Below are 15,484 nucleotides of genomic sequence, written 5' to 3'. Positions count from 1 at the left end.
TTACTTCAGCAAATAGGAAAGATCACTAGCTAAAGTTGGATATCCGAGAATCCATTGATCTAGCTCTGCTTTTTTTACTTTTTGATTGATCAATAGAGTTAGATCATTGATCAAATCATCTGCTTGTTCGCTGATAACAGCAGCACCAACTAAAAAATCATTCGCATCATAGGTAAGTTGAGCCTTCGCTAAAGGTTCATTTACTCGATGGTAGGTAAACCAATCTGTCATTGATACATCGGTCACTTGGTCTTTTTCAGTTGCCTGTTTTTTTGTTCGTCCGACCTGTGCCACCTTCGGACTGCTGTAAACGATCGTTGGGATTACCGGATAGTGGATAGGTGCTGTTTTCCCCGTTAAATAATCAGCAACATATGTCCCTTCAAACGTCGCAACAGGAGTTAGTTTGGGTTCATTTTTTGCGATAATATCCCCACATGCAAAGATATTCGGGTTACTTGTCTGTAAATACTCATTGACGACGATTCCTTGCTTCACTGTGTGTACACCTGCCTGCTCAAGTTGCAGATATTCAATATTCGGTCTTCTACCAGTCGCAACGAAAATTGCATCTGCCTGTAACTCTTTGTCTTTTGAAACAAGACGATACGTAGATGCTTCTTGAATGACACGCTGTGACTCAAAGTCAAAAATGAAAGTGATCCCTGCCTTTTGCATTTGCTCAACTAAGCTGTTGACCAACTCTTCTTCAAATCCTTTTAAAGGTTGCTGATTATGATGAACGATCGTTACCTTGCTTCCAGCAGCACAAGCAATCATTGCTAATTCAAATGCAATATAACCTGCACCGATAAAAATAATCTCTTTTGGCAATTTTTCCAACGCTAAAAAGTCCGTACTAGTTTGCAGAAATTCTTTTCCTTCAATAGGTAAAATAGCTGGTCGCTGCCCAGTCGCAAGGACATAATGCTCAGCAGTGATGGTTTCTTCTCCCACTTTGATCGTTTGTGGATCGATAAACTGAGCAGTACCAGATAAATGATCGATTTTTGCAGCCGCTAGTTCTTCTTGGCGATTTTTAGAAACAGGATCTGTGAATGTTCGTTTGAATGCTTGCAATTCTGCCCAATCAACAGGAGGTACATCCGAGAAACCTTTACCAGTGAGTTGTTCGATTCTTTTTCTTGCTTCAACACCATTTAATAGAATTTTCTTCGGGTCACACCCTCTATTGGGGCAAGTTCCGCCCCAAAGGTTTTCTTCCACGACAAGCACCTGTTTTTCTGCCGCTTTCAACCCATATGCAGCACTTAACCCAGCAACTCCTGAACCGATGACGACCGCATCATACTTTTTCATGGTCTTCTTCCTTTCTACTTAGAAAAGCAAACATATCTCCTCTCGTGATCTCACCAGAAATACGTTCATTTTCCTGAATATTTACAGATTCATGATCAACCAACAATGCAAAAACTTCATTCAATGGTGTATCAAATTGAACTATAGGACGATCTTTTTCGCTGATTCCTTTTGTGTAATTCTTGGCCAAGAGGATCTCTTTTACGGTTTGTTCTTTTTGAGAAAGAGAATCATCAAAAAATCTTCGCACAAACTCGTTCTTCGGATTGGTCAGTAATTGTTCCGGTGTCTCGCATTGGATCAACTCCCCATCCTTCATTACCGCTATCCTTGTTCCTAGTTTGATTGCTTCATCCATATTATGCGTAACAAAAACGATCGTCGTTCCTAGATCCTGATGTAAAGACAATACCAGATCCTGCAAAGAGGCCCGTGACAAAGGATCTAGCGCACTAAATGGCTCATCCATCAAAAGCACCTCTGGATTTGCTGCTAATGCTCGAATAATCCCGATTCTCTGTTGTTCTCCTCCTGATAATTCCTGAGGCATCCTGTTTCTATAGCTAGTGGGGTCAAGTCCAACTTTTTCTAACAAACGATCTGCCGTCTGTTCCCTTTTCGTTTTTTCCCAACCTAGCATTTCTGGAATGACTTCAATGTTTTGTTTGACCGTCATATTCGGAAACAGCGCAATTTGCTGCAGTACGTATCCCATATTCCATCTCATTTTTTGCAGATCATAGTCTTTCAATGCTTTCCCTTTGAAAGAGATTTCACCTGAAGTAGGCCAAGAAAGGCCATTTATCATCTTCAATGAAGTCGTTTTTCCACTACCAGAAGGGCCAACGAGCACAAAGATTTCCCCTTCTTCGATTGCTATATCTAATTCTTTAATTGCGTATTTGTCCCCATATTTTTTTTTGACTTTATGAAATTCAATCAGCTTGGTCATTTGCTTTCCTCCTTCAGTAGTCCCTCTTCTATCAAGAATGCATGAGCGACTTCTGCAGGTTGTTTTTTCTCCACGTTTACTTGGTAGTTCATGTCGATCATCTGTTCTTCAGTGATTTTGTTTGAAAGTTTCTCTAGCGCTTTAACGATCCTCGGATGTGTATCGGCAAATTCAGTTGTCATCAAAGGTGCCCCTTGGTAAGCTGGAAACAGCCCTAGATCATCTTCTAAGGTGATTAGTCCATATTGCTTCAATTCACTATCTGTCGAATAACCGTCTACGATGTTCACATCACCATTATTGATTGCTTGGTATCTTAGACTAGGTTCCATACTCTGTACACTTGGAAAATCCAATCCGTACGTTTCTTGAATGCCTTTATAACCGTCCGATCGATCAATAAATTCTAGAGTAAATCCTGCTTTGATCTGATTTTCTATTTTCTTCAAGTCAGAAATCGTTTTTAGTCCATTTTCCTGTGCAAAGCTGGCTTTAACCGCTAGTGCATACGTATTCTGGTAAGCCATCGGTTGCAACAAACGCATCTTGAATTGTTCATTCAATAAAGTATTGGCTTGCTCATAGGTTTCTTCTTCATTTAATTTTTTATTTTTTAAACTGTCAGGAACCTTCACTAAACTTTCCAAAACAGTTCCTGTGAATTCAGGATAAATATCGATTTGTTGATTCTCCAAAGCACTGAACAAGAAACTTGTTTTACCAAAATTAGGCTTCAGCTCAACTTTAGTGTCTGTTTCTTCTTCAATCAGTTCCTTATACATCTCGATCAATATATCTGGCTCCGCCCCGAGTTTACCGGCAATAGTGACCTTCTCTTCCTTGAATATCTCACTTTGAGCCAATGAAGCACCACCGATTCCTAACAGGATAACGATCAATGTAATCACTGTGTATCTAGGCTTTAAATGTTGCAGAAGTCGGATCAGACTACTAAAGACAATGGCTAGTAACGCTGAACTGATCGCACCAATCAACGTCAAGACAGGTGTATTACGGTCGATACCTAATAAAATGAATGTTCCTAAACCACCAGCCCCGATCAAAGCTGCTAATGTAGCCGTACCAATGATCAACACTAAAGCTGTTCGAATACCTGAAATAATGACAGGAAGCGCAATAGGAAGTTCTACTTTGATCAGCCGCCTCATTCTAGACATACCGAATGCGCGAGCTGCCTCTTCTATTGACGGATCGATCTCACTCAGACCAATATACGTACTTTGAAAAATCGGTAATAGCGCATAGATGACCAAAGCAATCAATGCTGGTAAAGTACCGATCCCGACGAATGGAATCAACAACCCCAATAACGCTAATGAAGGAATTGTTTGAAGAACACTTGTCGTTTGTAGTAGTACTTCAGCCATTTTTTTATGGCTGACTGACCAAATAGCAATTGGTATGGCTATCAAGATCGCAATCAACAACGCAATCAGTGATATGGATAAATGTTGAAAGGTAGCTGTCAGTAACTCACCTTTTCGCTCATTGAGCATTTGTATAAAATTATTCATAAGACCTTCCTTTCTAGCTATAATTCAAGTATAAACAACGAACAACAATTCCCCAACTAAATTGACCTCGTACAAAAACAGTACGGATAAATACTTTCTGCTTTCCTCAAACATTTCCATTTACGGGAAGAGAATCTGGTACAAAAAGTATACATTTATACGGACCTCTTCAAGGTTTCTTCCGACTTCCTCGTATTCTTTCTTTGAAGATGGTTCTTTAGAGAAAGGCAAAAAAATACACACCTTATGTTCTAAGACATAAAGTGCGCGATTATCGAATATAAATCAAAACAGCCAGTAAATATTGGACCTCGTGGGGGAGATTTTTTTTACTGGCTTGTTCAACGATTATTATACTGGAAAACCAGCTATTTTTACTAAAAATGTAACAATCAGTTGTTTTGAGATCATAAACGTTGTACTTTTCCCCTTATTTCTTAAATAAAATAAAAATATTTTGTTAAATGATTAATTGTTGATCCTTCTCTTTTATTCCATATAAAGGTAATTTTTCTTTATCTTTTTGATAAAAGATTTCTTTCTCACGATTTTTCATCAAAAAAACCAATAGTTCTTTCATCGGAAGTTGTTTTTGCCCTTGGATAAATAAAAAATTGCATTGCCCAGTTTCAGTTATTTCGACACCGGTCAAGGGATAGGATTGACTGTTGACTGTTAATTCGATACTTTCGTAAGGTTTTTTTGTAGGTGGATTTGACAAAACTGTCAACAAATCTGCAGCGCGCATCTTTTTTCCTCTTTCTGACTATTTTTTTATTTTTCCTATTGAAGAATAAGTATCTATCAGTATAATAAAGAAGTTGCTGAAAATTTTCAAAAGGAAAGAGGTTAGACATGAAAAAAAACAATTTATTGGTTGATCTAGTTGGTATTACTCTGGGGGCTGCACTTTATAGCTTAGCCGTGACAGGGATCAATATCCCATCAAAGTTAGCAGATGGCGGCGTTACTGGTATCGCACTTTTATTAAATAATTTATTTGGCTTTGCTCCATCTATCACTTCTTTGATGATCAATTTACCTTTATTACTTTTCTCATTGTTCATTTTTGGGAAGCAAGCATTTTTACGGACAATTGTTGGTACTTTTGCTTTGGTTTTCTTTTTACGTACATGGGAAAGTCTTCATATACATTTTGCGGTGCAGAATCTTTTGATGAATAGTCTGATGACTGGGCTCCTTTCTGGGATTGGTTGTGGGCTTGTTTTTCGCTTTGGTGGAAGTACTGGTGGAACAGACATCCTCTACCAAGCGTTTGAAAAATATTTTCAGATAAAAATCGGAAAAAGTTTATTTTTGATCACTTTTAGTATCTTAGTCGTTTCCTTGCTCTATTTGGACCTGCGGCATTTCTTCTATACATTGATCAGCTGCTCGATCCTCTCATACACTTTGAACAAAGTGAAGTATCTGGAGATCCCACTTTCATTCAAAACTTTCAAGAGAACATCCCCTGAACCATTTGAAGGATTGGATTCTACCGAACAATTTGACTGATTTTCAAAAAAAACGAGCAATACAAAGAACGTATTGTTCGTTTTTCTTTCCAATTTCTCAAGCCTAAACGACTTTTGTCTCGACCTCTTTTTATTTTTTGAAATAACTGTTTTCACCTAACGAATTCCCTTGGTCTTCGATCAATCCTTGTAAAGATCGTTCCAAAATACCGTGGCTACGCTCTTTTTTACTTTGTTCTGGTGTGCTCTTTTCTGCCTTATGGAAAGGTTTGACAGAAGGTTCATCTACTTTTTTTTCTTGATAAGGTACTTGTTCATTATCAAATAATAAATAAGAATCTCCCGTTTTCTTCATTGATTGGATCAATTCGCTATCTGGAATCCTTTGCTCTTTCGGTTCGGAAATAATCGACGCTGGGACATATTTTGGTACAAAATAAGAACGTTCTCTTCTAGTTCTATGCGTCTCCGTTGTCCTTTGCGTACGTCCTTCATTTGAAGATCTAGTCGCTGAAAATGACCGGTTTTGGGTCTTCGGTAACGTTTTTCCCACTTCGTTGTGTCCTGTGTAATCAGGAAGATGTTCTTTGTATTTTTCCAAATCTTCTTTGACGACAGTTGTTTTCTTGGAATGACCTATTTTGCGGCGTTTGCGTTGTTCTTTTTCACTATACTCTGCAAAATGGAATTCTTGCATTGGTTCAAACATTGGTTGCTTTGTTATTTCTGTCAATAGCTCATCATGTCCATCAAACAAGACACGTTTTTCTTTTTTCGGTAGCTTTACACCTGTTACATCATCGTAGGCAGGAAAACGAAAATGCTTTCGTCTAATTTCTTTCATTTAAACCATCCTTCTCATCAATGGAGCTTTTCTAAATAATAGCATAAATTTGTTGTTTTCAATAGTAACCTCTTCTAAAATCCACTACTTTCTCATTCAGCGAGTTGTTTCCCTTAATATCAACTCAGGGAAAAAACGACGATATCCTTGACTCTCACCTTTTTCAGCAATTTTTTTCAACAGCATTTCACCACATACTTCTCCCATTCGAACAATGTCTTGCTTCACTGTAGTCAATTTTGGTGAACTGATTTGATCAAGAAATACACCATCAAAGCCAATCACGCCGAAATCATCTGGTATTCGCCCTTTTTCTTTGGTGATTCCTCTGACGATACCTAGGGCTAATCGATCTGAACTACAGATGAAACAAGTTTTTTCTTGAAAATCCTGCCAATTTTCTGTCAAATAATTTTCAGCCATCGTTGAATGATTCGGAAACCGTAAAATCTTAGATGGAAGATCTTGATCCTTCATTATGGAAAGATAGCCGTCCTCTCTTGATAACTCAAAAGGCTCATCTTCATCGATACCAATATAAACGATCGTCTGATAACCGTTATCTAACGCATATTGTGTAGCTTTTGCCGTTCCATAATGGTTGTCACTATCTACATAGTCGTACCCAAAACGATTTTCGCCAAACAATACCACAGGCTTTTCCAAACGATCGATCCAATCAAAATCTTTCTCTCTAACACCAGTAATGATATAGCCGTCACAGGAGCCCACATCGAAGGCATCGTTTGTCACTAATTGTAAAGAGTAATGGGCTTTTCCGATACATTTTGCGATTCCCATCAGCAAATTCATATAGTAAGGTTCGGTGGTATCGATCTCTTCCAAGATAAATAATTTGATTATTTGGGAACGGTTTGAAACAAGTGCTTTAGCAGCTATATTCGGACGATAATCTAGTTCTGCCATTGCAGAAAAAACCAACTCTTTCAGTTCGTCTGTTACTTGTTCAGGATGATTGATTACTCTGGAAACAGTCATTTTGGAAACATTGGCCTTTTTGGCAACATCGGCTAAAGTCGGCATAAAAAACTCCTCTCCATGGTAAAAACGTTTTATTCATTAAGAATAGTATAGCAAATTTCCACCCGTAATTATGCAAAAAATCAAAAATACAGCAACTTAGATCAAACAAATAAACCAAAATCCATATCTAGAACAAGAAATGGCATTTCGATTTATTTGTGCTATTCTTTTATAGATAAATCTGTTGCATCCTCAATCTATTTTATCCATCATCTTACCTAGAAAATCAGCAGCTTCTTCCATCAAGGGTACCTTCACCATATGTCGTTCGGTTATAGAAGAACGAAAAACGATCTTCTCACCAAACGCTGTATCTCGGTTTTCATCAACGAATTCTTTCGTATGGGCAAATGGGATCTTTTCATCTTTTTCACCATGCCAAAAATACAATGGGCGTCCAGCTAATTTTTCTGGATGTAAGGACAAATCGTATTTTTCGACCCAAGAAATCAAATCAAAGTAATCTGCGGACAATTTATAATGGTATTCATTTGCTCTTTTTTGGATTTCTTTTCCATATTGAATCGGTGCTGGTGACCCCATCAAACAGATACCGCCAACCAAACGTGGATGTCGAGTCAACAAGGCACAAGTGGTCATCCCACCCATCGATACACCACCTACCGCTACCTTTTCGTGGAGTACTCCTCTTTTATCTAAATGTTCGATCAATGTACTAAATTCCCATAAATACTACTCCAAAAAGTATAGGATGGGACAGAAGACACTGGCTGTTTTCGCTCACCGTGGTTCATCGCATCTGGTAATAAAACACGAATGCCCTTCTTAGCAAATTTTCTTCCTTGTGTCAGTACAAGTTCTTTACTGGTTTGCCAACCATGATAATAGATGACTATCGGAATCTTTTCATCTCTTAACTCTTCCAATACGACCTCTAGAAGTGGAATATTTTTTACTGTTCGTTTCAATATGAGTGGACTCAAGTGTTTACTCCCCTATCTTCATAAGTGTCACATACCGAAATAATAGCCAGATACTAACTACAATTTGGAATAAACTGATTATACCAAATATTATTAAAAATAAATTAAAAGATTTAGAAAATAAAAGAAGTGCACAAGTTCCTGTCACACCTAATCCTAAAGAAAGAAGAGGATAAATAGAGAAATTCAAGAAACTTGCAATACTTCCGAAAATATTTCCGATAAATATGCTTGCAAACAAAAAAATGCTTAAAATCAATCCATCAGTCAACGATATTTGGAATAGTAGATCGTTTGTTTCGATCGGTTGTTGTATGGAATATACACCGAGATATACACAAGCGACAATACTAGCTATATGAGTTATACTGATTATTCGATTGATTGTTTTCATTTCTATCACCATCTTCCTGTACCTGTATTATATTTTTCTATAATTCTATTATAATCATTTTATCATTTTTTGCGTATTTTAAAACTCATTTTTTAATTTTTTCTATAATTTTTAGGATAATATGGACTTTAGAACGAACTGAAGGGAGATTACTATGGTCGATACACGTATGTTACTGATGATTTTTTTTATTAATTTTGCTTATATCACACTTAATACGCTACGCTTTATGTTAACAATGAAGGGGTACCGTCTGATTGCCCCATTAGTCAGCATGGTCGAGATCACGATTTATATTCTCGGGTTATCTCTTGTGTTAGACCGTCTAGACAATCCTTTGAATCTATTTGTCTATGCACTAGGCTATGCTGTTGGGATCAGCGTTGGCATCTTGATTGAAGACAAGTTAGCACTAGGTTATATCATGGTCACTACGATCTTGCCAACTAGCAGTACAGTAGAACAACATCTACCGCTCATCTTACGACAACACGGGTATGGCGTTACTCAAAGTTCCGCTATGGGTCTTGAAGGAGAACGTGTTGTACTAGAAATTCTTTCTCCTAGAAAAAATGAAAGAGAACTTTATCATTTGATAAAAGAAATCGAAGCACGAGCATTTATCATCTCTTATGAACCAAAATACATTTCTGGTGGATTCTGGACGAAAAAAGTACGTAAACGTCAATCACATTGAGCGTTTCTTTCAACAATCAAAAGAAATAAAATGAAATTAGTCTGTTCCTATTAGTCGTTTCTTTTCATTTTGATTAAAACCTATCGACATATACTCATCATTTTGTTATTATATTCATATCAATCTATTTTCAGGAGAACCTATGAATATAAAAAAAAGAACCACTAGATTTTTACTGACAGGCTCTACTTTTGTTTTATTAACTACTATCCTATTTTTAAGCTACGCTTGTTTGAAAACATCTAGTACTCCCTGCAATGCGTTCGGTTGGTTATTATCGGACCACTCTGAACTTGCTCAGATAGAAGAATTTCCTTATCTATTGATTCTTTCATCGCTGTGCGGTTTTTTGTTTTCTGTTTACTTTCAAGCTTATGTATTTTACCAATTGCCAGGGACGATGAATGAGGCTGCCGGAGTTTTCACTGCATTGAAAGTTCTTTCTTTGATCAGTGTTTTCTTTTATTCGTTTAATCAGTCCTCATTATTCTTTTTTATAATCAATGGATTAGTCGTCATCTTATCTATTTTCACCTATTTTATTTTCTCATTGGTTTTTAAAAAGTTAAAGTTACCGCGTTATATCCAGTTCATCCCACTTTTTTGTTTTGGTTATAGCATGTTTTCTTTCTTTATTCTAGCGTTAGCACCAACCTTTGACCCAGAAAATATTCAAACCACCAGCAACTTTTTAGATTTGTTATTCATGTTGAGTCTTGGGTGGATGATGTGGAAAGTGAAAAAAGAGGCGGAAACAGAAGTCATCAACTCCGAGAAATAAGAAGGAGTTGCTTCTGCTCCCGCCTTTTTTTATTTAGAGCGTCTGGGACAAATCTAAAAAAATTAGTTTTGCTACAGACTCTCGAATAAACGGTGTCCAAAAGTCAGTTTTTTCGGAAATTTCGAAAAAAACGAGCGTGGGACAAAAGTAAGAAACACTTTTGTCTCGAACTCTTTTATCGTTTTTCTAAAATATAAGAGTAGTCAGTCAAAGATAATTCTGCAATCAAAGATTCATATACTTTTCTTTTTATATATGCCCGTTCTGCTGGACCGATCTTGGGGTCCAAAACAGGGGAAACGATTTTTTCTTCACTTGGATGAAAGATTGGCAATCGTATTTCTTCGATTTCATTCGTTTCTATAGTAGCCGATAAAACAAGTGCATCAAAAAAGATGCTTGGTCGGCGTTTTTTGTATTTTTGTTTTTGGATACGTTCTAAGATGACCTCGATCTGGTCGAAGAAATAGGATTCGTTCACATCACCAATGGTATGTGCTAAGTCCGTAAAATTCTTTGGCATTGGTAGTTGTTCTTTCTGAATGTAAAAATAATTTGCCAAGGTGACTGGTAATTCCTTCTCATGGTTCACTGAAATAAACTGATACTCTTCATTTCCAGCACTTACTTTGTTGACAAGAAGGATATCCGAAGTTGTTCCATAAAAATAATCTTCTTCACCTTCAAAACAATAACGCCAAACCTCTTCTCCCATAGCTAATTGCTGTTCTTCTTGTGATAATTCCCGCAGTTGTGGCAGGAGTTCATTTGTGATGTTTTGACTTTCAGTAAGGTCTTTTTCATTGTTGAAGATCGGAAAATTCAACATATATCGTCTATTTTCACGGAGCACCAATTTTTCTTCAATCAATTGATCTAAAAAATGTTCAAATTTTTTCTGAGGAAATTTTGTTTTTAGTTCTCTTAAAATAATTTCGTGCTGTTGATTTTCATACATATATGCCACAAATTCTGAAAAAATAGGTTGCTCAATTATTTTTCCTAGCTTTTTTTTCTTGCTAATTGAATAGAAATAATTCATTTAGTTCCCTTCTTCATTGTTTTCTCATTGAATAAAAAAGGCGGGAGAATCGTCGCATTGACTTTCACCCCACCTTTTCACTCATTGGCCACTATTTGATCATTTTTTAGTTAAATGCCGCTGTCAATTGAGGGACAACTTGTTTCTTACGAGAAACAACGCCTTTCAATAGTGCCCGATTATTTGTTAATTTTGTTTGGAAAGCTTCTTCGACTTTATCGATTGCATTTCCTGCTACCAATAATTCAGAATCGCTATCTAAAATATTTGTAACAACTAGTACAAACAAATCATACCCATTCCTAGCCATCTCATCAGTCATCGCTTCTTCAAGCTCCGTTTGGCGATCCATGACTTCGTTTAGGTCAACGGTATTGATTTGAGCGATCCGTACATTTGCTTCACCCATTGGGAAGCTTTTTGCATCTAAGTCTAGAAGGACTGATGCTGTTTTATCGCTTAAGTTCGTACCAGCTTTTAGCATATCTAATCCATAAGCTTCTAACTCAACTTCGGCTAGTTCAGCAAGTTCTTTCGCTGCTGCTACATCTTCTGATGTGCAAGTTGGTGATTTGAATAACAGTGTATCTGAAATGATTGCAGACAACATGATCCCAGCGATTTCTTTCGGAATAGCCACTTGATTTTCTTTGTACATCTTCAATACGATCGTACTTGTACATCCGACTGGTTCTGCACGATAGTAAAGTGGGTTTGCTGTTTCAAAATTAGCGATACGATGATGATCGACAACTGACAAGATCTCAACATCGGCAATATCAGAAATACTTTGTTGGAATTCGTTATGATCGACAAGCATCACTTGTGCAGCTTCGTCTTTCGCAGAAGCTACGACACGAGGGGCAGCAAGTTTGAAATAGTCTAATGCATATTGTGTTTCTTCACTAGGTTCTCCCAAAGCCACAGCTTCAGTGTCCTTACCTAATTGATTTTGCAAATGTGAGAAAGCAATCGCTGCTCCAATTGCATCTGTATCCGGATTTTGGTGTCCAAAAACTAAAATTTTTGCCATTTTTTTCGCTCCTTTGTGATTTCTCCTATTTAATAATAGCAAAAAACGGAAAAGAAGCAATACTTATCTTCCTTTCCGCCTCTCGCTATTTTGTAAGATATCCTTTGTATTCTTCGGTATGAAGCAAGCGCTTGGCATTCTCAACACGCTCTTTTGTTGGTGGTTCGATACCTTCTAAAGGATATTTCAAGCCAAGTGTTTCCCATTTATATTTTCCCATCGTGTGATAAGGAAGGATCTCTACTTTTGCTACATTCGTCAATGTTTTGATAAATGCATCTAAGCGGATCAAATATTCATCATAGTCGCTTCGCTCTGGGACCAACACATGTCTGATCCAGACTGATTTGCCGATTTCAGAGAGATATTGAGCCATGTCCAGAATATTTTCATTGCCCCAATGCGTTAATTTTTTGTGTTCTTCATTATCGATATGTTTGATATCAAACAGTAATAAATCAGTATATTTCATCAACTCTTGGAAACGAGAAAAGAAAGGTTCATCACGTGTAAAAGGTTTACCACATGTATCTAGTGTGGTGTGTATGCCGCGTTTTTTTGCTTTTTGAAATAGTTCGATCAAGAAATCAATCTGTAACAACGGTTCTCCTCCACTAACAGTGATACCGCCCTCTGAGCCCCAATAAGAACGATAACGTTCAGCTTGATCTAAAATCTCATCTGCCGTATATTCTTTTCCTCCGCCGATATTCCACGTATCAGGATTGTGGCAAAACTCGCAGCGCATGCGACAGCCTTGCATAAAAACGACAAATCTAACTCCAGGGCCATCTACTGAACCAAACGTTTCAATCGAATGGACATAGCCAATTGTTTTTTCTACCATAGGGATCACTTCTTTTCTTTGATTTCATTTTATAAAAATATTCTTCTGAGCAAAGCTAAAAGATGAGGGCAAGGACAATGAGTCGTCCTGCCCTCAAGTTGATTACATTCTATCGTGTGATGTTCTCATCAAGACGTCTAGTTGTTGTTCTCTTGTCAAATCACGGAACTTAACAGCATAGCCAGATACACGAATTGTTAAGTTAGGGTATTTCATTGGATTTTCCATCGCATCGCGCAATAGATCATTACTGAATACATTCACGTTCAAATGGTAAGCTCCTTTAGAGAAGTAACCATCTAATACATTACGTAGGTTACCGATTCTTGTATCTTCATCTTTACCAAGTCCAGTTGGGTTGATCGTTTGTGTATTTGAGATACCATCACGAGCATATGCGTAATTGATTTTAGCTGTTGAGTTCAAGCTTGCTAATAATCCATTTTGTTCTGCATTATAACTTGGGTTTGCTCCTGGTGCAAGAGGTTTTCCAGCTTCACGCCCATCCGGAGTATTCCCTGTATTTTTACCATACACTACATTTGAAGTAATAGTTAACAATGATGTTGTTGGTGTAGAGTTGCGGTAAGTTTTATGACGTTTGATCTGTGTCATGAAGTATTCTAAGATCCATTCTGCTAATTTATCTGCATTATCATCGTCATTACCATATTTAGGGAAGTCGCCTTCTACTTCAAAATCTACAGCGATTCCTTTTTCATTACGGATTGGTTTTACTTTTGCATATTTGATTGCAGCCAAGCTGTCGGCAGCATGTGAGATACCAGCGATACCTGTTGCAAACGTACGTTTCAAATCTGAATCCATCAATGCAAGTTGTGCTGCTTCATAAGAATATTTATCATGCATGTAGTGGATGATGTTCAATGTATTGACATATAATTCAGCCAACCAATCCATCACATTCATGAAGTTATGTTTTACTTCTTCAAAGTCTAATGTTTCAGAAGAAATCGGACGATATTCTGGTCCAACTTGTGCGCCTGTGACTTCATCTACACCACCATTGATAGCATATAATAAAGCTTTAGCTAAGTTTGCACGGGCACCGAAGAACTGCATGTCTTTACCGACAACTGTTGCAGATACACAACATGCGATCGCGCAGTCATCTGAACCCCATTGTTCACGTAATAGATTATCATTTTCAAATTGGATCGAAGAACTTTCGATAGCGATCTTGCTTGCATAAGTTCTAAATCCTTCTGGAAGATGTTCTGAATACAAAACAGTTAAGTTTGGTTCTGGAGAAGGTCCCATGTTTGTCAATGTATGCAATAGGCGGAAATCATTCTTCGTTACTAATGAACGGCCATCTAAGCCCATACCTGCAATGGAAAGTGTTGCCCAGATTGGGAAACCTGAGAATAATTGGTTATATTCTGGCGTACGAGCAAATTTTACCATACGAAGTTTCATCACTAAATGGTCGATCAATTCTTGTGCTTCTTGTTCAGTGATCACACCGTTGTCTAAGTCACGTTGGATGTAGATATCTAAGAAAGCAGAAATACGACCGATAGACATCGCAGCACCATTTTGTGATTTGATTGCAGCTAGATAACCAAAGTACAACCATTGTACAGCTTCTTTTGCATTTGCTGCTGGTTTTGAAATATCATAGCCATATTTTGCAGCCATTTCTTTCATTTGAGCTAATGCACGATATTGTTCTGTGATTTCTTCACGAAGACGGATCACGTCTTCACTCATTGTATGGTAACCAGTCATATCATGATCTTTTTTCTTTTGTTCCATCAAATAGTCGATTCCATATAAAGCGATACGACGGTAGTCACCAATGATACGTCCGCGACCGTAAGCATCTGGTAAACCAGTGATGATCTTGTTTTTACGTGCAGCACGCATTTCAGCAGTGTATGCATCGAAAACACCTTGGTTATGTGTTTTTCTCCAATCAGTAAAGATATGTGTCAATTCATCATTTGGTGTATAGCCATTACTTTTTAGTGCATTGTTTGCCATGTTGATTCCACCAAAAGGCATGAATGCTTGTTTCAATGGTTTGTCAGTTTGTAAACCAACAACTTTTTCTAAGTCTTTATCCAAGTAGCCAGCGTCATGTGAAGTGATCGTTGATACGATTTCTGTATCCATATCGTAAACACCATTACGTTCGAATTGGATATCATTTAATTTTTGTAGTTCTGCCCATAACTTTTTTGTTGCTTCTGTTGGTTTTTCTAAGAAGCTGTCATCCCCACGGTATTCCGTGTAGTTATTTTGAATAAAATCGCGTGTATCCACGCCTTCTTTCCATTTCGTTCCTTTAAATCCATTCCATTGCTCCATTGTATGGACCTCCTATTTTCTGTTTAATGTAACAGTTTTTACGTGATTAGTATAACACAGAAGCAGACCTTTGCAAGGGTTTTCTTGTTTTTTATTTAACAAAATAAAAGCTTTTTAGTATAGACGTTGAAATAACATTGATTTACCAGTATTTAGCTATTGTGAACACTTTCATATTTTTGAACGATATCTATTAATATTTTATTAACAAACATAAAATAAGAGGGTTACCTGTATTA

14 protein-coding genes and 1 pseudogene are annotated in these 15,484 nt (G+C 37.3%); 3 read left to right on the top strand and 12 right to left on the bottom strand.

The window, feature by feature from the left end; translation table 11 throughout:
- The 4 genes from IGI47_RS06575 to IGI47_RS06560 form a co-directional block, all read right to left on the bottom strand.
- Positions 1-1,320, bottom strand: a complete 1,320-nt coding sequence (locus IGI47_RS06575; protein WP_438783696.1) for a dihydrolipoyl dehydrogenase family protein — start codon at positions 1,318-1,320, stop codon at positions 1-3.
- Positions 1,307-2,272: an ABC transporter ATP-binding protein gene (locus IGI47_RS06570; RefSeq protein WP_438783695.1), complete on the bottom strand. Its 966-nt coding sequence runs from the start codon at positions 2,270-2,272 to the stop codon at positions 1,307-1,309. Before IGI47_RS06570 ends, IGI47_RS06575 begins: the two co-directional genes overlap by 14 nt.
- On the bottom strand, positions 2,269-3,807 hold the full coding sequence (locus IGI47_RS06565; RefSeq protein WP_438783693.1) for an ABC transporter permease/substrate-binding protein: 1,539 nt from the start codon (positions 3,805-3,807) through the stop codon (positions 2,269-2,271). Before IGI47_RS06565 ends, IGI47_RS06570 begins: the two co-directional genes overlap by 4 nt.
- A 460-nt stretch (positions 3,808-4,267) precedes the next feature.
- Complete coding sequence (locus IGI47_RS06560; protein ID WP_311929807.1) at positions 4,268-4,555, bottom strand: hypothetical protein; 288 nt, start codon at positions 4,553-4,555, stop codon at positions 4,268-4,270.
- Between the two features lie 107 nt (positions 4,556-4,662).
- Between IGI47_RS06560 and IGI47_RS06555 the strand changes: the two genes are divergently transcribed.
- A complete protein-coding gene (locus IGI47_RS06555; protein WP_438783692.1) occupies positions 4,663-5,325 on the top strand; it encodes a YitT family protein in 663 nt (220 codons plus the stop codon).
- A gap of 90 nt (positions 5,326-5,415) precedes the next feature.
- Here the strand turns inward: IGI47_RS06555 and IGI47_RS06550 are convergent, their stop codons facing one another.
- The 4 genes and pseudogenes from IGI47_RS06550 to IGI47_RS06535 form a co-directional block, all read right to left on the bottom strand.
- Entirely contained in the window at positions 5,416-6,129 is a 714-nt protein-coding gene (locus tag IGI47_RS06550) for a hypothetical protein (RefSeq protein WP_311929803.1), read from the bottom strand.
- Between the two features lie 96 nt (positions 6,130-6,225).
- Entirely contained in the window at positions 6,226-7,173 is a 948-nt protein-coding gene (locus tag IGI47_RS06545) for a LacI family DNA-binding transcriptional regulator (protein WP_438783691.1), read from the bottom strand.
- 192 nt (positions 7,174-7,365) lie between these two features.
- Positions 7,366-8,117: pseudogene (locus IGI47_RS06540) on the bottom strand (alpha/beta fold hydrolase).
- Between the two features lie 4 nt (positions 8,118-8,121).
- Positions 8,122-8,511 (bottom strand): hypothetical protein, encoded by a 390-nt coding sequence (locus IGI47_RS06535; protein ID WP_311929800.1) that lies wholly within the window; start codon positions 8,509-8,511, stop codon positions 8,122-8,124.
- Between the two features lie 154 nt (positions 8,512-8,665).
- Between IGI47_RS06535 and IGI47_RS06530 the strand changes: the two genes are divergently transcribed.
- Both IGI47_RS06530 and IGI47_RS06525 read left to right on the top strand, forming a co-directional pair.
- Positions 8,666-9,208, top strand: a complete 543-nt coding sequence (locus IGI47_RS06530) for a DUF2179 domain-containing protein (protein WP_005878182.1) — start codon at positions 8,666-8,668, stop codon at positions 9,206-9,208.
- A 142-nt stretch (positions 9,209-9,350) separates the two neighbouring features.
- Entirely contained in the window at positions 9,351-9,989 is a 639-nt protein-coding gene (locus IGI47_RS06525; RefSeq protein WP_311929798.1) for a hypothetical protein, read from the top strand.
- A 175-nt stretch (positions 9,990-10,164) separates the two neighbouring features.
- On the opposite strand, the gene IGI47_RS06520 is transcribed toward IGI47_RS06525, so the two are convergent.
- The 4 genes from IGI47_RS06520 to pflB form a co-directional block, all read right to left on the bottom strand.
- Entirely contained in the window at positions 10,165-11,031 is an 867-nt protein-coding gene (locus IGI47_RS06520) for a DUF1803 domain-containing protein (RefSeq protein ID WP_311929797.1), read from the bottom strand.
- 106 nt (positions 11,032-11,137) lie between these two features.
- Positions 11,138-12,064, bottom strand: coding sequence for a manganese-dependent inorganic pyrophosphatase (locus IGI47_RS06515; protein ID WP_311929796.1), 927 nt, complete (start codon positions 12,062-12,064; stop codon positions 11,138-11,140).
- An 85-nt stretch (positions 12,065-12,149) separates the two neighbouring features.
- Positions 12,150-12,911, bottom strand: a complete 762-nt coding sequence (pflA, locus tag IGI47_RS06510; RefSeq protein ID WP_005878174.1) for a pyruvate formate-lyase-activating protein — start codon at positions 12,909-12,911, stop codon at positions 12,150-12,152.
- A 102-nt stretch (positions 12,912-13,013) separates the two neighbouring features.
- Entirely contained in the window at positions 13,014-15,245 is a 2,232-nt protein-coding gene (pflB, locus tag IGI47_RS06505) for a formate C-acetyltransferase (protein WP_438783689.1), read from the bottom strand.
- Between the last annotated feature and the right edge of the window lie 239 nt (positions 15,246-15,484).

The sequence above is a fragment of the Enterococcus sp. AZ191 genome (genome assembly GCF_051713845.1).
Taxonomy (GTDB): domain Bacteria; phylum Bacillota; class Bacilli; order Lactobacillales; family Enterococcaceae; genus Enterococcus_B; species Enterococcus_B durans.
The sequence above is the reverse complement of the archived record's forward strand: the minus strand, read 5'-3'. Positions and strand labels throughout refer to the sequence as shown.

Excerpts from the sequence above, each read along its gene's own strand:
- IGI47_RS06575 (WP_438783696.1), bottom strand. The coding sequence starts at position 1,320 with ATGAAAAAGTATGATGCGGTCGTCATCGGTTCAGGAGTTGCTGGGTTA.
- IGI47_RS06570 (WP_438783695.1), bottom strand. The coding sequence starts at position 2,272 with ATGACCAAGCTGATTGAATTTCATAAAGTCAAAAAAAAATATGGGGAC.
- IGI47_RS06565 (WP_438783693.1), bottom strand. The coding sequence starts at position 3,807 with ATGAATAATTTTATACAAATGCTCAATGAGCGAAAAGGTGAGTTACTG.
- IGI47_RS06560 (WP_311929807.1), bottom strand. The coding sequence starts at position 4,555 with ATGCGCGCTGCAGATTTGTTGACAGTTTTGTCAAATCCACCTACAAAA.
- IGI47_RS06555 (WP_438783692.1), top strand. The coding sequence starts at position 4,663 with ATGAAAAAAAACAATTTATTGGTTGATCTAGTTGGTATTACTCTGGGG.
- IGI47_RS06550 (WP_311929803.1), bottom strand. The coding sequence starts at position 6,129 with ATGAAAGAAATTAGACGAAAGCATTTTCGTTTTCCTGCCTACGATGAT.
- IGI47_RS06545 (WP_438783691.1), bottom strand. The coding sequence starts at position 7,173 with ATGCCGACTTTAGCCGATGTTGCCAAAAAGGCCAATGTTTCCAAAATG.
- IGI47_RS06535 (WP_311929800.1), bottom strand. The coding sequence starts at position 8,511 with ATGAAAACAATCAATCGAATAATCAGTATAACTCATATAGCTAGTATT.
- IGI47_RS06530 (WP_005878182.1), top strand. The coding sequence starts at position 8,666 with ATGGTCGATACACGTATGTTACTGATGATTTTTTTTATTAATTTTGCT.
- IGI47_RS06525 (WP_311929798.1), top strand. The coding sequence starts at position 9,351 with ATGAATATAAAAAAAAGAACCACTAGATTTTTACTGACAGGCTCTACT.
- IGI47_RS06520 (WP_311929797.1), bottom strand. The coding sequence starts at position 11,031 with ATGAATTATTTCTATTCAATTAGCAAGAAAAAAAAGCTAGGAAAAATA.
- IGI47_RS06515 (WP_311929796.1), bottom strand. The coding sequence starts at position 12,064 with ATGGCAAAAATTTTAGTTTTTGGACACCAAAATCCGGATACAGATGCA.
- pflA (WP_005878174.1), bottom strand. The coding sequence starts at position 12,911 with ATGGTAGAAAAAACAATTGGCTATGTCCATTCGATTGAAACGTTTGGT.
- pflB (WP_438783689.1), bottom strand. The coding sequence starts at position 15,245 with ATGGAGCAATGGAATGGATTTAAAGGAACGAAATGGAAAGAAGGCGTG.